Annotated in this window: 19 protein-coding genes, 1 tRNA gene and 1 pseudogene; 9 read left to right on the forward strand and 12 right to left on the reverse strand. The window is 67.4% G+C overall.

Annotation, left to right across the window (positions count from 1 at the left end; genetic code table 11):
* Positions 1–347 precede the first annotated feature (347 nt).
* The 3 genes from AC0IY1_RS24775 (at position 348) to AC0IY1_RS24785 (ending at position 1,417) form a co-directional block, all read left to right on the forward strand.
* Positions 348–593, forward strand: a complete 246-nt coding sequence (locus AC0IY1_RS24775; RefSeq protein ID WP_055953939.1) for a hypothetical protein — start codon at positions 348–350, stop codon at positions 591–593.
* Between the two features lie 277 nt (positions 594–870).
* On the forward strand, positions 871–1,047 hold the full coding sequence (locus AC0IY1_RS24780; protein ID WP_181017441.1) for a hypothetical protein: 177 nt from the start codon (positions 871–873) through the stop codon (positions 1,045–1,047).
* Between the two features lie 166 nt (positions 1,048–1,213).
* Complete coding sequence (locus AC0IY1_RS24785; RefSeq protein ID WP_055953942.1) at positions 1,214–1,417, forward strand: hypothetical protein; 204 nt, start codon at positions 1,214–1,216, stop codon at positions 1,415–1,417.
* Positions 1,418–1,571: 154 nt separating this feature from the next.
* On the opposite strand, the gene AC0IY1_RS24790 is transcribed toward AC0IY1_RS24785, so the two are convergent.
* Positions 1,572–1,715, reverse strand: coding sequence for a hypothetical protein (locus AC0IY1_RS24790; RefSeq protein WP_181017440.1), 144 nt, complete (start codon positions 1,713–1,715; stop codon positions 1,572–1,574).
* Positions 1,716–1,950: 235 nt separating this feature from the next.
* On the reverse strand, positions 1,951–2,886 hold the full coding sequence (locus tag AC0IY1_RS24795) for an alpha/beta hydrolase (protein WP_471773216.1): 936 nt from the start codon (positions 2,884–2,886) through the stop codon (positions 1,951–1,953).
* Between AC0IY1_RS24795 and AC0IY1_RS24800 the strand changes: the two genes are divergently transcribed.
* The gene (locus tag AC0IY1_RS24800) at positions 2,870–3,871 is read left to right on the forward strand and encodes a LysR family transcriptional regulator (RefSeq protein WP_471773217.1); all 1,002 of its coding nucleotides are present in this window, start codon (positions 2,870–2,872) and stop codon (positions 3,869–3,871) included. The two genes, AC0IY1_RS24795 and AC0IY1_RS24800, sit on opposite strands and share 17 nt — an antisense overlap.
* A 633-nt stretch (positions 3,872–4,504) precedes the next feature.
* Here AC0IY1_RS24800 and AC0IY1_RS24805 read toward each other — a convergent pair.
* Entirely contained in the window at positions 4,505–4,678 is a 174-nt protein-coding gene (locus AC0IY1_RS24805) for a hypothetical protein (RefSeq protein WP_181017439.1), read from the reverse strand.
* Positions 4,679–5,363: 685 nt separating this feature from the next.
* Between AC0IY1_RS24805 and AC0IY1_RS24810 the strand changes: the two genes are divergently transcribed.
* Entirely contained in the window at positions 5,364–7,790 is a 2,427-nt protein-coding gene (locus AC0IY1_RS24810; protein WP_471773219.1) for a M10 family metallopeptidase, read from the forward strand.
* Positions 7,791–8,044: 254 nt separating this feature from the next.
* Complete coding sequence (locus tag AC0IY1_RS24815) at positions 8,045–8,539, forward strand: hypothetical protein (RefSeq protein ID WP_471773220.1); 495 nt, start codon at positions 8,045–8,047, stop codon at positions 8,537–8,539.
* Positions 8,540–8,639: 100 nt separating this feature from the next.
* Here AC0IY1_RS24815 and ctrA read toward each other — a convergent pair whose 3' ends face one another.
* The 3 genes from ctrA to AC0IY1_RS24830 form a co-directional block, all read right to left on the reverse strand.
* Positions 8,640–9,341 carry a response regulator transcription factor CtrA gene (gene ctrA / locus AC0IY1_RS24820; protein WP_471773221.1) on the reverse strand — a complete coding sequence of 234 codons (702 nt, stop codon included), beginning with the start codon at positions 9,339–9,341 and terminating at the stop codon, positions 8,640–8,642.
* A gap of 444 nt (positions 9,342–9,785) precedes the next feature.
* A complete protein-coding gene (locus AC0IY1_RS24825; protein WP_055953965.1) occupies positions 9,786–10,253 on the reverse strand; it encodes a Ros/MucR family transcriptional regulator in 468 nt (155 codons plus the stop codon).
* A 270-nt stretch (positions 10,254–10,523) separates the two neighbouring features.
* Positions 10,524–10,793, reverse strand: coding sequence for a hypothetical protein (locus AC0IY1_RS24830; RefSeq protein ID WP_055953968.1), 270 nt, complete (start codon positions 10,791–10,793; stop codon positions 10,524–10,526).
* Positions 10,794–10,967: 174 nt separating this feature from the next.
* Between AC0IY1_RS24830 and AC0IY1_RS24835 the strand changes: the two genes are divergently transcribed.
* Positions 10,968–11,294 (forward strand): hypothetical protein, encoded by a 327-nt coding sequence (locus AC0IY1_RS24835; RefSeq protein WP_055953971.1) that lies wholly within the window; start codon positions 10,968–10,970, stop codon positions 11,292–11,294.
* 5 nt (positions 11,295–11,299) lie between these two features.
* Here the strand turns inward: AC0IY1_RS24835 and AC0IY1_RS24840 are convergent, their stop codons facing one another.
* Positions 11,300–11,629: a GCG_CRPN prefix-to-repeats domain-containing protein gene (locus AC0IY1_RS24840; protein ID WP_055953974.1), complete on the reverse strand. Its 330-nt coding sequence runs from the start codon at positions 11,627–11,629 to the stop codon at positions 11,300–11,302.
* Positions 11,630–12,075: 446 nt separating this feature from the next.
* Here AC0IY1_RS24840 and AC0IY1_RS24845 point away from each other — a divergent pair, with 446 nt between their 5' ends.
* Together AC0IY1_RS24845 and AC0IY1_RS24850 are read left to right on the forward strand one after the other, a co-directional pair.
* Positions 12,076–12,945 carry an outer membrane protein gene (locus AC0IY1_RS24845; RefSeq protein ID WP_471773223.1) on the forward strand — a complete coding sequence of 290 codons (870 nt, stop codon included), beginning with the start codon at positions 12,076–12,078 and terminating at the stop codon, positions 12,943–12,945.
* Between the two features lie 248 nt (positions 12,946–13,193).
* Positions 13,194–13,442: a hypothetical protein gene (locus tag AC0IY1_RS24850; protein ID WP_471773224.1), complete on the forward strand. Its 249-nt coding sequence runs from the start codon at positions 13,194–13,196 to the stop codon at positions 13,440–13,442.
* Between the two features lie 1,059 nt (positions 13,443–14,501).
* On the opposite strand, the pseudogene AC0IY1_RS24855 reads toward AC0IY1_RS24850, so the two are convergent.
* The 5 genes and pseudogenes from AC0IY1_RS24855 to mdoH all read right to left on the reverse strand — a co-directional run bounded on the left by AC0IY1_RS24855 (position 14,502) and on the right by mdoH (position 20,708).
* Positions 14,502–14,731: pseudogene (locus tag AC0IY1_RS24855) on the reverse strand (hypothetical protein).
* 487 nt (positions 14,732–15,218) lie between these two features.
* Positions 15,219–15,308, reverse strand: a tRNA-Ser gene (locus tag AC0IY1_RS24860).
* A gap of 95 nt (positions 15,309–15,403) precedes the next feature.
* Positions 15,404–16,021, reverse strand: a complete 618-nt coding sequence (locus tag AC0IY1_RS24865; protein ID WP_471773225.1) for a S8 family serine peptidase — start codon at positions 16,019–16,021, stop codon at positions 15,404–15,406.
* Between the two features lie 348 nt (positions 16,022–16,369).
* Complete coding sequence (locus AC0IY1_RS24870) at positions 16,370–17,791, reverse strand: DUF2254 family protein (protein ID WP_471773226.1); 1,422 nt, start codon at positions 17,789–17,791, stop codon at positions 16,370–16,372.
* 799 nt (positions 17,792–18,590) lie between these two features.
* The gene (gene mdoH, locus AC0IY1_RS24875; RefSeq protein ID WP_471773228.1) at positions 18,591–20,708 is read right to left on the reverse strand and encodes a glucans biosynthesis glucosyltransferase MdoH; all 2,118 of its coding nucleotides are present in this window, start codon (positions 20,706–20,708) and stop codon (positions 18,591–18,593) included.
* Between the last annotated feature and the right edge of the window lie 29 nt (positions 20,709–20,737).

Consider the following 20,737-nt stretch of genomic DNA (forward strand, 5'->3'; position numbering starts at 1 on the left):
AGGCGGGGCATCGCGTGTTCCGGGGCGGGGGCCTTAGAGGGGCCTTGCGTCCTTCGCCTCTACCACGTCCCGTCCGACCCGGACATGGGGGCCGAAGCACGGCGCGGCGTGCCTCGGCCGGAGGGACGCCGCGTGCCCGCGGTGTCGCGAAAGGCCCGATGATCGGCTCGACTCGACTATCCGCGGACCTGTCCTCTGACCTGTGTCGATCTCGACCTGACAACACTTTTGACATGCTGCTTTTTGCAATGCACGACTAATACCGCAGAGCACAAACTAGCCTATTTGTGGAACTTGTTCCTTCGTGGACCGTAGGTAGTCTGAACGGGCCTACCTTCGGTGATGCCATGTTGACCCTGTCCTTCCTTCTCCTGGGCGCTGCGGCCAGCCGCGCGTTCCGAGTCCCGGGCTTGCTGGCGCTCGTCGCGCTGCTGGCGGTCGCCATGGGTCTCGAAGGCGCCCTCAACCAGAGGGACCTGACCTCCGTGCTCGGCGATGCCGTGCTGATGCTGGCGGCGGTGGAAGTCTCCTATCTCGCCGCCGCCTGGCTGTGGGATGCGGCAGCCCGCCCGCTGCCGCACGGGAAGGTCTGAGGCGGGGAGGGGCTGCAACCCCAAGGACTTTGGAGCCAAGCCGAGGCCTTCTGCGCCAAGCCTTCCCGGCGGCCCGCGGACGATGGGGCCCAGCGATCGGCAAAGGTCCGGACCGGATACGAAGGAGGTCGGATCGCTCTTCCAAACACCGTCATCGCCCTGGAGCGCCAGCCGGCCGCGCCCCGATTCGGAAATTTCCTGCGCAACCTCCGCGTATTCTGCAGCATTATGCATGATCGCCCCAAACGTCCGAGCGGGGTCAACCGGAGTGTGACGGATGAGTGCCGGCTATCCACTTTTGATCCTGGCCCTGGGAACCCTCGGCGGCATCGGCTTCCTCGCCCTCGCGGCCCGTAAGCAGGTCGCCGACCTGAAGAACGACCCGAAGCGATCGAGCTTCGTGCGGGACCACGGCGGCACGCCGCGCGAGAACATGCCGGGCACCGAGCACTGACGGCGCGCGCGGGGCGCCCCCCGCCGCGGCGTCCCGCTTGCCGAGGCAGTCTTCCCCCGACGTACGGGAACCGGTGTCCGGGCCAGCCGTTGACAGTCAGATTGGAATTGATCTAATTCGCAACTGAGCGCGGCCTTCGCCGCCGCGCACTTCCCAAGGAGCTCCCATGGCCGGCCACGCGCATTGCGACAGCTGCAAGTTCTTCGACGAGCACAAGGTGAACGGCGCCCAGGCGGCCGGCGAAGAGGGCCTGTGCCGCTACAACCCGCCCGTGACCCAGCCGGCCCCGGAGTCGAAGGGCCTCTGGCCGGTGGTCGCCACCAGCGACTGGTGCGGACACTTCACGCCCGAGATGTCGGCCGCCGAGTAAGCGGCCCGCACCGCCTCCCCTCAGGGGCCAGCCTTCGGGCTGGCCCTTTTTCGTTTCGGCCGCGGCCGCGAACGGATCATGTCGGAACCGCTCGGACCAGCCGCCGTTCGGGCCGTGGCGCGGATGGGGCTTCCCGCGCGCGGCAGCGGCGGCCCTAGAGGGTGTTCCGCTTCAGGGATGCCGCGACCCGCCCGCCGCTCACCTCGGCATCCGGGTTGCGAACCTCGCGCATCCGCGGAGCGGATCCGGTCGTCAGGTAGACCACCACCGTCAGTGCCAGGAGCACCTTCGCGCCCATCGCCCTTGCCCTCATCGTTAAGAGGGGGTGGATAGGATCGATCCCTTTCGACTTTGTTGCAGTGCGATGGCCCGACGCGCCGCCGCAGCGGCTTCCGCGGGCGTGGTGAACAGATCCTCAAAACGCCCCCGCGGCGCCGGGATCCGCGTGTCATCGTCCCGCGGATGCGTCGGCGGGGACGGGCCCCTCCGACGCCCCGCGTCGCCATGCCCGATCGCAGGGACCGCGATCCCCCTTAAGCGGCGGAGGCCGTCGTCATGGTCCGCTCCAGGAACGCCGCCGCGTTCGCGATGGCCTCGCGCCCTTCGGCCAGCTCGGCATGGAACACGTGCCAGACGTGGAACATGCCCGGCCAGACCTCCAGCGAGACGCGCACGCGGTTCTCGCCGAGATGCGCGGCGAACCGGATGGCGTCGCTCAGCATCAGTTCGCCTTCGCCGATCTGCACCAGGATCGGCGGCAGGCCGCGGACATCCGCGAAGACCGGGGATGCCTCCGGGCTGTTCGGCAGAGCGCCGCCCAGGAAGGTCCTGGCCATCAGGTCGAGGCCCGCCTTGGTGTTCAGCAGGTCCAAGCCCTCGCGATTGACCATCGACGCGCCGGTGTGCTCGAGGTTCGCCCAGGGCGAGAGGGCCGCCCCGCCGGCCGGCAGCTTCACGCCGGCGTTGCGGGCCATGACCATCACCGAGACCACCATCGCCCCGCCGGCCGAGTCCCCGGCGAAGGTCACCGATGCCGGATCCTGCCCCTGCGCGATCAGCCAGCGGTACGCTGCGAACGTATCCGCGATCGGAACGGGGAACGGGTGTTCCGGCGCCAGCCGGTAATCGGGCAGGTAGACGCGCGCCTGCAACGCCGTGGCGAACGCCGCGGCCAGCCCGTGATAGCCGCCCGGTCCGCCGACGATGTAGGCCCCGCCGTGGATGTAGAAGAGCACGCGGTCCCCCTCGACCTGCGCCGGCGTGATCAGTGTCGCCGGCACGCCCCCCATGTCGACCGGCTCGATCCGCATGTCGGCCGGGGTCGGATGCTCGGCCATCGTGCGGATGTACGACCGGCGGATGTCGTCGAGCGTCACCGCCGTGTTCTGCCCCAGGATGACGGGGGCGAGGTCCCGCAGGCTTTCGGCCCATTGATCGAGACGATGACGCACGGTGTCGTTGAAGGTCATGTCGCGGGCTCCTGATGGCGTTGATCCGTTCACCTCCCCGTTATACGCCGGTGATTGGCGACGGGACGTCGACACTGCGGGGGAGCGGCAACGCCGCATGGCACCGGGCAACATCAACGACATCGTCGCCTTCGTCGCGGCCGCCGAGGCGGGCAGCTTCGTCGGGGCGGCGCGGGCCCGCGCGATGACGCGGTCCGGGATCGCCAAGAGCGTCGCCCGGCTCGAGGACCGTCTGGGTGTCCGCCTGTTCCACCGGACGACGCGCAGCCTGGGGCTGACCGACGACGGCCGCGCGTTTCTCGATCGCTGCACGCAGATCCTCGCCGACCTCGAAGCGGCGGAAACGTCGATGTCCGATGGCGGCGGGGAGCCGCAGGGCCTGTTTCGCATGACCGCGCCGATGACGTTCGGACGCGTCGTGATCCTGCCGCTGCTCAACGACTTCCTCGCCTGCTGGCCCCGGCTGAAGGCGGATGTGAGCTTCACCGATCGGGTCAGCGATCTCATCGAGGACGGGATCGATCTGGCGATCCGGATCGGCGAGCCCCGCGCGAACAGCCGCCTCATCACCCGGACGCTGACCCAGCAGCACGATCTGGTCGTCGCGAGTCCCGCCTACCTGGCGACCCGTCCGGCGCCGCAGCATCCCGACGATCTGGCGGGGCATGACTGCCTGAATTACGTCAGCGCCGGGCAGAGGCGCCCGTGGCGCTTTACGGTCGAGGGCCGGACCGTCGCGGTCACACCGCGCGCCCGCCTGTCGCTCGACAGCGGCGAGGCGCTCCGCGACGCGGCGGTCTCCGGGGCGGGACTGGCGTTCCTTCCCGGCTATGTCGTCGAACGCGACCTGGCCGAGGGCCGGCTGGTGGCGCTGGTCACGGACCATGCCGCGCCGCCGGTGCCGATCAGCCTCATCTATCCCAGCCGCCGCCATCTCGCCCCGAAGGTCCGCCGCTTCATCGATCTGCTGGTACGGGCCGTCTGACGGGGTTCAGGGCGTCGGAACGGGTGATGGCGGCCTGAAACCGCACCCTTGTGCGTCGCGACGGGTCCGGGCCGGCATCGGCGTCTGGATCGCCGAAGCGGTCCTGCCGGCCGCCGCCCCGCTCAGGATCGCCGCGGCGACCATCCCGGTCTTGCCGGCAAACCCGAGCCGTTGTTCGTCGTCAGCGGATCCGGGGCCGTCTGCGGCGTTCAGCAGCGGAGGCTCCGGTCACTTCGGGGCGAGAGGTTCGGCAGCCTGCGGGCGCGGGGCGTCCAACGCGGGAGGGTGGTCCTCGACGACACCGCCCTGCGCGCACCGAGCGGCGGCTGGGGCTGCCGGACCGCTGCGACACCAGCCACGCCTTTGGCGAGCACATCCGGAACCTGGGCGCGCGGCCCGCGATCCCACCCCGGCCCCACGCGGCGCCCGTCGCTTGCCCGGGCGGGATCGACGACAACCGCCGTCAGGGCGCGCGCCCCTGGGTCGGGCTCGAAGAGTGGCGCGCCCGCGCGCCCCTGGGCCGGGCTCGAAGAGTGGCGCGCCCGTGCCACCCGATCCGAGACGACCGCCGCCAGCGTCATGGGCGCCCTCTGCCGCGCCGCAGCCCGCGATGGGATCACGCGATGACAGACCCTAGTCGAGCGGGGCCTGGGCTGGGTCGCCGACGATCTCACCGTCAGGCAAGGCGCTCGCTTCCCAGCGCTCGCGGCGCGGTTCGATGCCCCGGCGCGGCGACGCGCAGCCATCGCAGATCGACGACACGGCGCGGCGCGCCCGCGTCGCGATCCTTCGATCGAAGGCGTCCATCACCGCCACGGACTTGGCATGCGCCTCCTCGAGCGGGCCGTCGGCCCTGGCAGGATCGGTCTCGCCCGGTGTCCCCGTCGCGCTTTGAAGCGGCAGTTGGACGCGACGGGTCGATGGCCGAGCCGTAGCATCCGGGGCGGCGCCACAGGTGAGGATGATCAGCAGTAAGACAACGACACGGAGCAAATCGAGAGATCCTGGACCGCCGCCGTATTGATCGGCATCTGAGCCAAACCAAGGCCGACCTGCGACGCGGCGCGATACCTGAGCCGAGATGGCCTCGTCATCCGACTTCCGGTCGACGAATCCTGGCTTCAGCGGCGGGAGAACTCAGCGGCCGAGGCGAGAGCGCCCGCGGACACCGCGACCCGCCTGCGAAAGGAATCATTAAGCACATATCGGTTCTCATGAAGACTTCCGACGCAATGCCCGCCACGGCTGTGATATGCTCAACGCCCACCAAGACAGCAACGCGGTTACACCTGCACCCAAATTGGGTGACGCGCAGCGGCCACAGTCTTGCGAAGAATGATTAAAGCATGGTTTGGAAGGTGCACTTCCAAGCCAACATGCTGAGCACGTCGGTGAGCACGCGCGCATGTCCGGGCATCATTCGGGTGTCGGCCGGACGTGAGCAGCCATAAGAAACGTTCAAAAGCCAAAGTCATATTGGTTGGAGGGGAAATTGGCGAATACGTCTGCGTCTGTCTTCGCAAGCGGCAATCAAGATGTCGACGGATTGCTATCGGGGGTGCGCTGGGCGAACCCCCAAATCACGTTCAGTTTTCCGATAGACCCCGCTCAGTACCAATATAGTGGCGAGAAGAACAACAACTTCGAGGCATTCAGCGCTTGGCAGCAGGAGGCTGTCCGGAGCACCTTGAGCCACATTGCTTCAGTCGCGAATGTCAGTTTCACCGAGGTGGCTGGAGGGGCCGGCGATTTGCGCTTTGCGATGTCGGATACGCCCTCGACCGCGTGGGCCTACTATCCGGGCAATACCCCCCAGGCCGGCGACAGTTGGTATGGAAACACGAATGGGTGGTACGATCATCCAGTCGTCGGAAATTATGCTTTTTACTCCATCGTTCACGAAATTGGGCACGCGCTCGGCCTGAAGCACGGTCACGAGACCGATAGCTTCGGCGCCATGACCTACGACCATGATTCCAGCGAATATTCGCTCATGACCTACAATTCCTACGTCGGGTCTGATGGAATGTACGCCTACAACGAGGCCAACGGCTTTCCTCAATCGCTGATGATGTACGATATTGCGGCGCTGCAATACATGTACGGAGCGAATTATAGCGTCAACGCCGGCGATAACGTGTACCAGTGGAGCCCCGATACAGGTCAGCTCTCGATTGACGGAAACGGGTTTTACGTCCCGTCGCAAAACCGCTTGTTCATGACGGTTTGGGATGGCGGAGGACATGATACATACGACTTCTCAAACTATGGTACGGACCTAAGTATCGATCTGTCCCCCGGGGGATGGACGGTGACCTCCGCTGGTCAGTTGGCCCTGCTCGGTGCCGGCCATTACGCGGTCGGCAATATTGCCAATGCGCTCCTCTATGACGACAATCTGGCGTCGATCATCGAGAATGCCATCGGCGGCGCAGGCAACGATACGATCGTCGGAAATCGTGTCGACAATGCCTTGGCCGGCGGTTCGGGCAACGACACGCTGAATGGCGGCGCCGGAGCCGACCGGATGTATGGCGGGTTCGGCAACGACACCTTCGTGGTCGACAATGCCGGCGACGCCGTCATCGAGTACACCAACCAGGGCAGCGACACCGTCCTCGCCTCGATCGCCTACGCGCTCACCGCCAACGTCGAGAACCTGACGCTCACCGGGACGAGTGCCATCAACGGCACCGGCAACACCCTGGCCAACATCCTCACCGGCAATGACGCCGCCAACACCCTGTCGGGCGGCGCCGGCGACGACCGGCTGGTCGGTCTCGGCGGCAACGACACGCTCGACGGCGGCGTCGGCAACGACACCATGGTCGGCGGCACAGGCGACGACACCTACGTCGTCAACGCGCGCGGCGACGTGGTCGTCGAGGCCGCCAAGGAGGGCATCGACACCGTGCTCTCGGCGATCAGCTACGATCTCGGGGCCAACCTCGAGAACCTGACCCTGACCGGCACGGCCGACCTCAAGGGCAGCGGCAACGACCTCGACAACGTCCTCATCGGCAACACCGGCAACAACCAGCTCTACGGCAATGCCGGCAACGACCGCCTCGACGGCGGCCTCGGCGCCGACATCATGGCGGGCGGCACCGGCAACGACACCTATGTCGTGGACACCAAGGGCGACGTGGTGGTGGAGTATGCGGGCGGCGGCACCGACACGGTCGAGGCCTCGATCTCCTACATCCTGGACGGCGGCGTCGAGAACCTGACGCTGACCGGCACGTCCAGCATCGACGGCACCGGCAACGCCCTGGCCAACGTGCTGACCGGCAACGCGGGCGACAATCATCTCTCCGGTGGCGCCGGCAACGACACCCTCTCCGGCGGGGCGGGCAACGACACCCTCGACGGCGGCACGGGCAACGACACGCTCTATGGCGGCACGGGCGACGACACCTACATCGTCGACAGCCCGACCGAGCGGGTGATCGAGTTGGCCAATGAGGGCACCGATACCGTGCTGGCCTCGGTGACGTTCAAGCTGCAGGCCAACCTGGAGAACCTGACGCTGACGGGTCGGGAGGCCATCAACGGCACGGGCAACTTCCAGTCCAACATCCTGATCGGCAACAGCGCGGCCAACGTCCTCGACGGCAGCGGCGGCAGGGACGTGCTCTTCGGCGGGGGCGGTGCGGACACCTTCGTGTTCCGCGCGGGCGAGACCAACGGTGACAAGGTCATGGATTTCACCGCCGCGGGGGCGGCGGGTGACCATCTGGCGTTCTACGGCTTCGGCTCAGGGGCCAAGCTGATCCACGCAGCCGGGGGCACGGACCTCTACACGATCACGGCGGATACCGACCATGGTGGCGCGAGCGAGACGTTCCAGCTCGCGGGCGTGACCGACCTCGACCTCGGCGCGGGTCAGGGTCACAACGACATGATGCTGTTCGCCTGAAGCAAGACGGACTGACGGCGAACAAGCCCGCGGCGCCCAGAGGGTGCCGCGGGCTCGGCCTTGCCGTTCGGGTTCGTCGAGCCCGGCAGCAATCCGACCGGGCGTATCCGTGAACGCCATCGCATCGGCGCTGACCCGGCCTTCCTCCTCGAGCCCGCTCGACCCGACCCGGCGCCGCCAGGCCGGCCTGCGGTTTGCCTGCGGCGATCACGGGCGGGACGAGGTCGCCGCCCGGCTGGCCGACGCAGACGCGGATGGCATCGCTGCCGGGATCGTCCCTGACGAAGGTGCCGCCCGAGCCGGCGTCGAGCAGGGGAGGCAACTCTGGCGGCCGGTCGTCCGTCGCGGCGAAGGGTGCGCTCGGCTGTGCTGGTCAGGCCGCGGGCGTCTGTGGCGACGGGCAGGGGCTGAGTCGGCGCCGGCAGGACGGCGAGATCCGCGCCCGCGAAGCCGAAAATGTCGTTGGCCGGGGCGGTGAGGCTGTCCTGCGTGATGGGGTCGAGGCCCGCCTCGCCGTGCGCCTCGGCCTGGGTGGCGAGGCTGCCGGTCAGTCGGTCAGCCGCCACGCGGCCGCGCCCACCGATGGGGTCGCTGAGGATTGGGCTGGCCGCACCGACGCGGCGCGTTCGCGCGTTCGCGGTCAGGGCCTAGCAGTCGCGGGTCGACCTGTCAGAGGCCGCGACCGTGCAGTGGCCGTTGCCCAGCGCGCCGGCCTGAAGATCGCTGAGCGCATCAACAGCCGAGGCTGATCGCGGCCTCGGCCGACGCGACGTGCCGGGTGGCATCCAATCCCGCCCCTGAAGGCGCGCTGGGCGGTGATGCGACCTCACACACAGAACGATGTGCCGGTCAGCCGGCCAGAGCCTGCAGCTCGGCTACGCCATCGTGCAGGACGTAGCCGCGGCCCCAGACGGTCTCGATGTAGTTCTTGCCCGAGGAGGCGTTGGCGAGCTTCTTGCGCAGCTTGCAGATGAAGACGTCGATGATCTTCAGCTCGGGCTCGTCCATGCCGCCGTAGAGATGGTTGAGGAACATCTCCTTGGTCAGCGTCGTGCCCTTGCGGAGGGCAAGTAGCTCCAGGATCTGGTATTCCTTGCCCGTGAGCTTCACGTAGCTGCCTGCGATCGCGACGGTCTTCTGGTCGAGGTTCACGACGAGGTCGCCGGTGGTGATCACCGACTGGGCATGACCCTTCGAGCGCCGCACGATGGCCTGGATGCGGGCGACGAGCTCGTCCTTGTGGAAGGGCTTGGTGAGGTAGTCGTCGGCGCCGAAGCCGAGGCCCTTCACCTTGTCCTCGATGCCGGCCATGCCGGACAGGATCAGGATGGGCGTCTTGATCTTCGAGGCACGCAAGGACCGCAGCACCTCGTAGCCGGAGATGTCGGGCAGGGTCAGGTCGAGCAGGATGATGTCGTAGTCGTAGAGTTTGCCGAGATCGATCCCCTCCTCACCGAGATCGGTGGTGTAGGTGTTGAAGCTCTCGGACTTGAGCATCAGCTCGATGCTCTGCGCAACAGAGGCATCGTCCTCAATCAGCAGCACGCGCATGGGCCAGGATCCTCCAAAGGTTGAGGCATCCTGAACGGGCATCGCGAACAAACCGTTAAGGTTGCACCAAGGCCAAACAAAACAACGGCCACGGACGCTGGGGCACGGTGCGCGTACATCCGGCGTCACCCTATCCCGGCATCGTGGCCGCATCCGATCGGGCCGTAGAGCCATGATCGGTCTGGGACCAAAGTGGGGATCGGATCGTTAACGTTCAATGAAGCCGCCCCGCCGCCCGATCCGAGCCCGGGCCGGCGGGGCGGCGGAGCGGCTCCTCCCTCTCACCGGCGAGCCGGTACGCAACGGGGCTCGGCCTCGGGATGCAGGCCTTCGGTGACCCGGTCGGTTTGCGTCGTGCGTGTCGATGGGGGACCGCGATGTCGCCCCTGAGCGTCCGGGTCGCGTCGGCGCGCCGCATGGCGATCAACTTCCGCGCCGGAGAGCTTATGCGGCCTTGCCACGATCCTTGGCCTTCGGCTGCGGCTCCTCGCTGCGATCGCCGACCCGGCCGAGGCCGATCGACTTGGCCAGGGCCGAGCGCTGGGCGGCATAATCCGGAGCGACCATCGGGTAGTCGGCCGGAAGGCCGTAGCGCTGACGGTAGCTGTGCGGATCGAGGCCATGACCGGTCAGATGACGCTTGAGCGTCTTGTACGTCCGGCCGTCGAGGAAACTGACGATGCCGCCGGGTGTCACCGACTTGCGGATCTGCGCAGGCGTGGCCTTCTCATGGACCTCCTCCGGAGGAGGCTCTGCCATGCCGGTGGCGAGGCGCGTGAGCGCCGCCTGGACACTCTGGATCAGCCCCGGCAGTTCGGACACCGGGGTCGAATTGTGTGAGACGTAGGCGGAGACGATATCGCCGGTGAGGTCGATAAGATTGGAGTTCTGGTTGTCGAAGCTGTTCGTCATGCTGCCATCTGGTTGTGAAGATCTCAGAGAAAGGCATGATCGATACAAGATTAATGTTCAAGAGGAACGTAGCGTCCTTCGCGCTCCCGTACACATCCTATGTCCTATAGCCTTCTTAGACATTTCTCATGCTGCGCCGATGCGATCCGAGCTGGGAGGCGTTGCTATCGGACCCGGACAATGTCCTGACGGGGTCGTCGAGGGCCAACGCCTGAAACGAGGACGGCGGAGCTTTCGCCCCGCCGCTGGTCGTCTCGATGCATCGAAGGCTTAGCGGGCCGTGCCGCCCGAGGTGCGGCCGAACTGCCAGACGGGAAAGTTGTTTTGCTCGGCGTTGCCCTGCTGAGCGGAGGTGTAGTCCCGTCCGTAGCCGATGGAGCCGGTGGTGATGTCGTCGTAGCTGCGGGCCGCGTGGCTGCCGGGCGCCGCGGCGGCCGAAATGCCGGCGGGAGCGGTATAGCTCTGGGCCAGGGCGGGCGAGGCCATCGCGCCGAGGCTCAGGACGACGGCAGCAACGGGAGAAGCAAAACGCGTGTTCATGGCACAATCCACTTGGGTTTGCGCGGTCTCCGTCAAATGGCGGTGGGCCGTGACTTGTTCAGTGACCTTGATCTAGGCTTACCGCAGCGGGAATGCCGTGCCGTTTGGCACTCAGGCATCACATCGATATCTCGGCCTCAGGAGTACGACGTTTTGATCCGTCCACGAACGACCATGCTGTCCGCCGCGGCGCCGCACAGTCCGGCTCGGCCTCCTGCGCCCCCCTGGCAGGAGGCCATCGGACCGATCGCCGAAGCTCTGCTGAGCCTCGTTGCCGCCGTCGAGAGTGGCCCCACGGCTGGACCCGCGGTGAAAGCCTTCCAGGCGGCGATCCGGCGAAAGGGCGAGGACGCCGCGGCAGCCGGCGGCCCCGAGGCCATGGAGGCTGCGCTGCGCATCGTCGCCGATGCCGCCCAGGACCGTGCCGAGCGGCGCACGCGCATCATCGACAAGGCCTGGGCCGGCTTGAACGGCTGGCGGCCCGAGGGCCGCCAGCCCTGATGATCTCAATAGCCGTCGTAGTATCGACGCGGACGGTCGTAGCCGTAGCTCTCCCGACGGCCATACCCTTCACCGTAGCCGTAGGGCCGTCCCTCGTAGAACCGGCGAGGTCCACCGTAGCCGCCATAGCCGTAGCCGCGGTCGTTCGGGCGGCAGCGGCCCCAGGGATTGGGATGGAAGCCGGGTCCGCAGCCACCGGCGACGAATTCGATGACGGGCTCACCGCGGCCCTCTTCGAAGGGATCGAACGAAAGGGAAGCCGCGTGGACGGACGTTGCCAGACCGAGTCCGGCAAGCATCACCGTAGCTATCCCGAAGGCCTTCACGCGTACCATGACCTGAACCTCATTGGCGTCCGGTCTCTGCTCAACCGACCGGCAAGAGCAAAGGCTGCGCCTCGGCTGCTGAACCATGGCTGACGCCTGCCACGGCGTTCCGTTCAGGCCGCGCCGTGAGCAGCATCCCCGAGGGACCCGTTGGCTTGGTTCTGGATCAGGCCCTGGATACGCCGGCCGGCATCCCACTCGTCTCCTCGAGGCCGGTGGGGCGTTGACGGCTTCGCGGCTTTCCGGCTTTTCACGGAACCAATCGAGCCACCGTCAGTTGAGGCAACCCTCAACAACATGGTAAGTAAAACCCTAACGCAGTCTTGGACCATCTGGCGCTTCATCAATCTGATCTGGGTGTTGCGCATCTGCACTAGTCGCCAAGTCTGCCCTGTCGCTAAGGTGTCTTCACACCGCACCGAGAGTGCGCGGCAGATTTCACCGGCAGACCCACCATGATCAAGACCCTCATCCTCGCCAGCGCCGCCACGGCCCTTCTCGCCGGCGCCGCCTCCGCCGCCGACCTTCCGCGCCGCGCGGCGCCCCCGGTGTTCGTGCCGGTGCCGGTGTTCACCTGGACCGGCTTCTACGCCGGTTTCAACGCCGGTTACGGCTTCGACGCTTCCAGCAACAGCCAGCCGACCGTCATCGGCGTCAACGGCGCCAGCACTCTGGTCCTGCCGGGCACCACGGCCGCCATCGCCTTCAGCAACGGCCAGAGCAACGACGGCTTCGTCGGCGGTGGCCAGGTCGGCTACAACTACCAGTTCACCCCGGGCTCGGGCGTGGTCGTCGGTATCGAAGCCGACGCCCAGTACGTCGACTTCGGTCGTGAGCGGAACCGCTTCTCGGCCACCGGCCCGCTGGCCGCCCAGCAGGTCTTCAACCCGGCCGGCGTCTCGGGCCTCGACTACTTCGGCACCGTCCGCGGTCGCCTCGGCTACGCCTTCGACCGCACCCTCGTGTACGGCACCGGCGGCTTCGCCTACGGTTCGGGCGGCGGTCGCGACTTCGGTCTGACCAACTCCAGCCGCGACGACTTCCAGACCGGCTGGGCTGCCGGCGGCGGCGTCGAGTACGCGCTCCCCACCGACTCGTTCCTGAACTTCTTCCGCTCCTCGGCCGTCACGCTGAAGATCGAAGGTCTGTACGTGAACCTCGACCAGGGCAACCGCAACAACGGCGCCTTCGCGGTCAACAACGTCGGCAACGTCGTCACCACCACCAGCCCGGGCGTCGTCCTGGTCAGCGGCGGCCGTCAGGTGCGCGACACCGAGTTCGCCGTCGTCCGCGCCGGCCTGAACTACAAGTTCGGCTCCTACTAGGATCGACGGGACTTTTCGGTTCGGCCTGAGCGTCCCCAGCCCCGATCACCTGGCCGCTTTCGTCGCAACGCGCCTCGAGGAGACATCCTCGGGGCGCTTTCGTGTGTGCGATCCGCCTTCCAGCCTTCGGTGGCCGCTCCCTTCTCGGCCGAACACAGCCGCGGAGCTTGATCTCAACGCGGTGCGGATCAATCGGCAGATCGACGAGGTTGACCCTCTGCCGCAGGGACCGCGGCGAGGAGCGTGCCGTGTACAATCCCTTCCTGTCGACGATGCTGCTGGCCTTCGAGGCGCAGAAGGTGATCGAGTTGCGCCTCGTGCGCTTGGCCTGGGGCGGCCGGGAGGGCCGGGACGAGATGCAGTCCATGGTGGCCGAGAAGATCGATGCGGCGATCGAGGCGACGGGCACCCTGATGATGGGCGGCTCGTCCGAGACCGTGATCGCGCGCTACCGGGAGCATGTGGCGGCCAACACCAAGCGCTTGAGCGCAGCGTGAGGCCGATGTCCGTGTCGACCGAGGATCAGGCAGGGCGCGCCACGCCCTTCGATCGGAGCCAGCCCTTGACGGTTCGAGCCGAGGCCGTCATCGGCGAACCGACGCCTTGGGCCTGGGCAATCTACCGAGGCCCGGATCGGGTCCTGATCGTTCGCTCGCGCCCTGAATTCCGGGATCCGGCGACAGCGCTGGATGCGGGCCTTGAGGCTGCCGGACGCGTCGGAAACCGGCTTCGCACCGAGGTGGTCGTCGAGGCCGAACGTCCTTGCCCGGAGCCCGCCGGAAGCGAATTCAGGACGTCAAAGGCGGCCCTGAGCGCGGTTCAGGAGGCAAGGCTCGCCGCGGCGGATCAGGCCATGGCCCAGGCAAGCACCAGAATGCCGCCGAGAAACATCCCGTAGGTGGCCACGACAGCGGCGACCTCGCGGTGCTGGCGTAGGACGGAGCGAGTGAGTGACATCGGACGGGACCAGGAACAGGCGTGCGGCCTCTGTCTGATCGTCCAATTATGCCGATGTGAGGGCCATTAGCGCCCCGATGGACGAGAAACCTCCGCCGTCGCGCGGGGGTCACATGCGTCGTTCGACGAGCGGCTTTCGCGGGACCGACACGGTTTGAGCACGCTGGCGTTCGCGCGCTTATCGCGCGCCTGGATCGCTGATTGCTCCGGCCACCGCAGCGGTCAGGGCCGCGGTCATCATGCCGAGGAAGGTCACCGTGATCATCACCAGGCCCTTTCGAGGTGTGGCTCGGGCGCACCAGCGCCGCTGAACCACGTCATGCCTGCCAATTCGTTTACGAGCCGTTAACCCTCGGGCGAAGCCTGCCGCGCAGACGGATCCTCAGGCGCAGCAGAAGACCCGCCGCGGCCGGGGCTGGGCAGGTCTCAAAGTCGGATCCGTCCGGCGAGGCCCTTACAGGCTCAGGACGGCGTAGGCCGAGCCGACGATGGTGAAGACGAGGCCACCCGCGAAGGCGGCGGTCATGGCGTACGAGACGCCGTTCAGCAGCATCCGGGGGTCCCTCCGATCAGCAGCGATGTCCGCCCGAGGTCTGGCCCTATTGCTGGATGGGGAAGTTCTGCTGGTTGGCGTTGCCCTCGGCGGCCGAGCTCATCGGGCAGCCGAGAGAGGCCGGGGACGGCGCACATCGTTGACCGAGCCCTTGGTCTCGGCCTCGTAGGGCGCGAAGGACGTGTAACGGGCGGGGCTGTCATAGGCCATGGCGGACGAGATCGGGGCAACGCCAAGGACGAGGGCGGTGGCGAGGGCAGCGATACGGGTCTTCATGAAGGCTTGCTGGCTCCTTCACAGTACGAACCCAATCACTGGCTCGTTTCTCTCTGTCTGAAACGAATATGGTGAGCCCTTCGCATTCTCGACGTGCCAGCGGACACGCGATGAGGGGGATGAAAGCCGAAGGCGGCACATCCGGTCTCAATGATTCTGGTATGAATCTCGGAAGAGGTCGCCCAATGTCCTACGCTTGAACAAGGTATACCAGAGTCGGCGCTGATATTCGGGTCGATCGTGGTTCAGGGGACAGCGCTGGCAAAAGGCCGCGAGGTTCTTCGAGGTGTCGTGGCATTGGTTTGGTTATGCCCATACCAAGCCAGAGAAACGGATCATCGGAATCGCTTAGTCTCAGCACAGGCAAGGGTCCGATGCCGTGCGATTCCAGCCGGTACAAACCGGTTGGAAACCTGCGGTTTGATGAAGCCTCCTCGGGGCGCCCATAACGAAACCCCAGAATATTCAAGAGATTCTACAAGATCATTGGCGGAAGGGGTGGGATTCGAACCCACGGTGGAGTTGCCCCCACGGCGGTTTTCAAGACCGCTGCCTTAAACCACTCGGCCACCCTTCCAAACCCTGGCAGACGCTGAAGAATTTGCCTCTGCCGAAGCAGCGGGAAATGGCCCGTTGCTACCGATTTGCGCCCCAATCAACCGGCACCCCTGTCTATGGCCGCCCCCAGGGCGGCGTCAACCTGCGCCGCGGCGTCCTCCTGCAGCCCCGGCTGTAGTCTGCGTTCGGTCCGTAGATCGAGGAGTCGGTCCCGTTCGTGTTGGTGGCGATCAGCTGCGCTCCGAAGGCGACGCCGTGCGTGCCGATGCCGTTGCGGTTGGCCACGATGGTGCCGTCGACATGGGTGCCATGGTCGTCGTTGATGCCCTGCACCCAGGTGCCGGGCACGGAATAAGGCTGGCCCGCGGTGAAGAAGTCCGAGCGCGTCGTGCCGCTGTCATAGCGGAAGCTGCTGGACGAATAGCTGCCCGTGTTGGTGATGGCAGTCGCACGACCGGCGAATTCCGGATGCGTCCCGAGAAAGCCCGAGTCGACGGACCCCACCAGGATGCCCTTGCCCGTGATGCCGCGGGCATAGGCCTGATCGGCGTTCATCGACGCCTTGCCGTAATCGGCGAGGTACTCGGGCGTACGCCAGCTCGCGGCATCTCCGATCCGGCCGGGATCCTGATAGCCGGCAGTCTGGCCCAGGGCCGCATGGGACACCCCCGCACACAACAGGAAGCTCAGTCCGGCAGCACGCAAGGGCTGCAGACGCGAGGGGTCCGACATGAAGATCTCCAAATCGCCTAGAGGCTTGCTGATCCCGGCCGCCGGAAGCTATAGATCACGCCTCATGGCTCAAAAAAGAAGCAAAAACTGCTTCAAATTGAGTCTGACGCTGTATCCGGCCCGCCTTCACGCAGATTTGTAGCGTCGCGATTTCTTGGCGTTCAAGCGGCTAATCCAAAAAGCGACTTGATAGAAACCTTGTGTTGCCTGGCCGCAACATTTCGATGGTGTTCTGCATCAGGATGACCGGCGCCATGAGGCGTCCGGTCGACCGGAACCCGACCCGAACACGCTGCCTTCGCCGTGCGACCCCGCGCGGGGAAGTTCATCCGATCGACACCCGGTCCGCTACGATGTCGTCCCCGGCACACGGGTGGAGCGCGAGTTCAGCCGGCCGAGGCTGGCGGCAAGAGCCGTCGTCGCGTCGGACACGGCAGCCGAGATCGCGCTGAAACCCCTCTCGTACAAAGCCTCGGCGAGATCGGCGAGCGCCTCTTCCAGCTGACGCGTCAGGACGTGCTCGCCAAGGCTCGACAAGGCGCGATGGGCGACATCCGCGAGCCGTTCGGCGGTCGGCTGGCTGACATGGCGCAGAAGGATCGCGATCGTCGTGACCGCTTCGGCCAGGGTCTGAGGCTGAATCGACTCGGACGCGACCACGATGACGGCCTCAAGGGCGTCGGTCGCGACCGTCGGAGCAGCGTCCCGGTAGACGACACAGGACGTCGCGTCCTCCCGGGTCTCGGTCTCGCCAGGGCTCCATTGCGCGATGATGTCACGCAGGGCCTGGATCACCGAGAGACCGGGGCTCGGGTTCGATTTCGACGTCGAGACCGAGGTCCAGGCGATGGTCGCAAGTTGGTGCAGGCCGTACGCCGCGTCGTGCGTCAGGTCACGTCCCTCATCGAAATCGAGTGCGGCCATGGTCGTGTCGACGATCAGGGCCCGAGCGTCCGCATCGAGCGTGACACCGGGCCGGCATCGGACCCGGAAGAGAGGATCCTGCACGGCGCGGTACGCACCGACCGCAAAGTCGAACTCGATCTCGACCGCCCCCTTCGCCTGCCGCGCCACGGCCTTCGTGATGCGGGACAGGTCGATGCCGACGACGTATCCGCTTTCCGGGGCGCGCATCGCGGCCACGACGGGCCAGCCGGGCCGGGACGTCCTGCGCGTCGCGTCGAGCAAGCGGAGGTCCCGCGCGCGGGCTTCGAGCACCCGGCCGTGGATGAACTGGATGATCTGTGCTGGCCGCATCTGATCGATGGTGTTGTAAATCATCACGATGATGAGGCAGAGGGCCGAGGTGGTCAGCAGCAACGCCAGGGTCGTGCCGAACACCGGGCGGTGAAAGCTCGTGTTGGTGACGAGGGTCATCAGCACAAAGACCGACAGACCCACGAAATAACCGAAGTAAAACTGGTTCGTACGTCGGGCCATGAACTGATCGGTGACCTGCGCTGTCAAGGCAGCGGCACCCTGCTGCACGGCGATGAGCAGCAGAGAGAACGTGATCGAGGTGACCGTGATGATGCTGGATGCCACCGTGGTCAGGAGACTGCCAAGCGCGGCGCTGTCGCCCAGAAGGTTGCCGAGCCATCGGAAGCCGGTCGGTGCCTGGCCTCCGGACCAGGATCGGTCCGCCAGATAGACCAGGGCATTCAGCCCGACGAAGCAGAGTACGGTGGCCAGCGGAAGGGCGAGGAACTGACGAAACGATCGTCTGACGGCGTTGAAAAAGCGCCGCGGGACTGTCTTGAGGCGTTGCATGTCCGGATGTCACCGAAGCCAGGAGATCGTTCCCCCCAACGCATGACATCGATCGCAGGGCTATCGGCGTTCCCTCCTGCCTCGGCCGGTGAGTCACGGCTCGTCCGTGGCGAACGTTCCGGCCACGGCAGGACGGTCTGCCGGGGGAGGGAAAGGCCGCGCCTGCTGCGGCGACACGGCCAGGGGCTCCCCGAGGCGGTGATGCGGCGTTGCGTCGTGGCCGCTCGCCAATCGATCTCCTCTGCGCGTGGCCTGCCCCCCGCCCATGGCCCCGGTTCGCAGTTCGGGCATCGTCGGCCGCGCGACGATGGCGGGGCGGACGAGCGGCGTTGCGCTGCCAGGTTGGCCAGGGGACGACCTCCGGCGCAGGGGGGATTGGTCGCCGGGCGAGGCGGGCGGGCGGATGCGGGCGTCGGGCCTTCGCCCTGGCTCGATGACGACCCTGGCCGCCTCGCGGCTGTCGAACACCTCGCCGTTGCGACGCGCGTCGGGCGTGCCTCCCGTTCCATCGGGAAGAGGTCCGTCAATCCGGACGCCGGAACCGACGCGCCGCCGCTTGGCAACGTCGCGGGCGGCTCCGCCCACGAAAAACCCGCCGCGGCTGGGCCGGGCGGGGGAAGGTGTTCCTCGGTGTTCCTGGGTGGAACGCCGTATCCTCTCACCGGGCATCCCCGCGGCAAAGGCGCGGGGGCCGGTGGCGGTGACGAGAGGCCGGGATTGAAACGATAAACCCCGCCCGGACCCGGCGGCGGCGCGTCACCGCCGGGTCCGGGGCTCGTTCGGGCGGATCGGCTCGGGCTCAGGACGCCAGGCGGGAGAGGCGGTCGAGGAGGGCGCGGTCGTGCAGGAGGGCCATGCGCTCCTTCGGCGTCAGCCAGGCCTGGGCCTCGGCGATGCCCTCCGCCTCCACCACCTTGGCCTGGGCCAGTGCCCGGTCGGGGTCGATGACCCCGCGCGGGCGCGGCGCGGTCTCCGGCAGCATCGCCGCGTGGGCCGCGGCGAGGTCCGCATCGGCGTGGAGCGCGGCGAGCGCATCCGCGTCGTCGAGGCCGGCCTCGGCGTTGCGCCGGCTCAGGATGCCGGCCTGGGTGGCGATGGACGGGGGCGTGCGCTCCTCCGGGGTCATCAGCAGGCCGAGCCGCCGCAGGGCCAGCCCGAGGCCGAGCTGGCCGCTCGCCCAGGAGATCGGGATCGCCAGGACGAGGCCCAGGATGGTGGGCGACATCCAGAGGAACAGCGAGGTGGCGATGGCGAAGGCCGCCACCCCGGTGACCAGCCCGAGGGCCATGTGCCAGCGGTGGCGGCGCACGATGTCGGACCAGGGGATCGAGCCGTCGTCGCGTCGCTGCGGGTTCCAGCCGGTGTCGCGCCCGAGCAGGATCTGGAACACCGAGCCCGACTGGATCAGCATCGCGATGGGGGCGATGAGCGCCGAGAGCAGCACCTCGATTAGGCTCGAGAGGACGAGGCGGATCGCGCCGCCGCAGGCCCGGCGCACCGGCCCGTCGATCAGCGCGAGAATGAGGCCCAGGCCCTTCGGGGCCAGCAGGATGCCCATGGTCAGGCCGAAGAGCTGGAGCGCGCGCACCGGATCGAAGCGCGGCCAGACCGGGTAGAGCCCGAACTCGGAGGTGAAGTATTCCGGCCGCACGTAGGCGGTCTGGAGCACCAGGGCGATACCGACCACGAGCTGGGCCAGCCACAGGGGCGAGGCGACGTAGCCGGCGATGCCGGTGGCGAAGTGCTGGCGGGAGGCGAGGGCCAGGCCCGCCGTGCCGATGATGCGGCTGTGCTGGAGGTTGCCCTGCGCCCAGCGCCGGTCGCGCACGGCGACGTCGATGAGCGAGGGCGGGCTCTCCTCGTAGGAGCCGGGCAGCGCCGGCAGCATGGTCACGCTCCAGCCGGCCCGCCGGATCAGGGCCGCCTCCACGAAGTCGTGGCTGAGCACGTGGCCGCCGAAGGGCGGCTTGCCCTTCAGGTCCGGCAGGCCGCAGGCGGCCGCGAAGGCGCGGGTGCGGATGATGGCGTTGTGGCCCCAGTAATTGCCGTCGCGGCCCGACCAGACGGAGAGGCCCGTGGCGATCACCGGCCCGTAGATCCGCGCGGCGAATTGCTGGACCCGGGCGAACAGGGTGTTGCGGTTGATGATGAGCGGCAGCGACTGGATGATGCCGGCATCCGGGTCCGCCTCCATGGCGGCGGCCAGGTGCACCACGCAGGGGCCGGTCATCAGGCTGTCGGCGTCGAGCACCAGCATGTGGTCGTAGGCCGCGCCCCAGCGGGAGACGAAGTCGCCGATATTGCCGGCCTTGCGGTGGTGGTTCTTCGGCCGGTGCCGGTAGTAGAGCCGGGGCTCCGCCCCCCAGCGGTCGCGCAGGGCCAGGAAGGCGCGCTCCTCGGCGATCCAGGCGTCCCCTTGCGTCGAATCCGACAGGACGAAGTAGTCGAAGGCCGCGCCGTAGCCGGTGGCGTCGATCTCGGCCCGCATCGCCTCGACGCCCGCGAAGGTGCGGGCGGTGGCCTCGTTGTAGACCGGCATCACCACCGCCGTGCGGGTGGTCAGGCGCTCGGGCAGGGCGGGGGTCTTCAGCCCGCGCAGGAGCACGAGGAAGCCCAGGATCGCCCCCGTGAAGGCCAGCGCGATCCAGGAGAAGTTCAGGGTGAAGAGGGCGAGCAGCACGTATTGCAGCGCCGTGGTGCCGCCCGAGACCGCCACCACCTCGTACATCTGCAGGGCGCCGTAGGCGGTGAGCAGCGCCGCCCCGCCGAAGACGAAGGCGCGGGCGAGCCAGGGCTTGGCTCGGGACGGCTTGGCTTGAAGCGGTTCGGCTTGGGGCGATGCCGGGCGGTGGCCGGTGGCCGGATTCCAGCGCTCCAGGTCCTGCACGGGCATCGGCAGCGGCGCCTCGGGGGGCATCGCGGCGGCGAAGGGCCGGGGGGCCGGGC

Source organism: Methylobacterium sp. AC690, assembly GCF_979256535.1.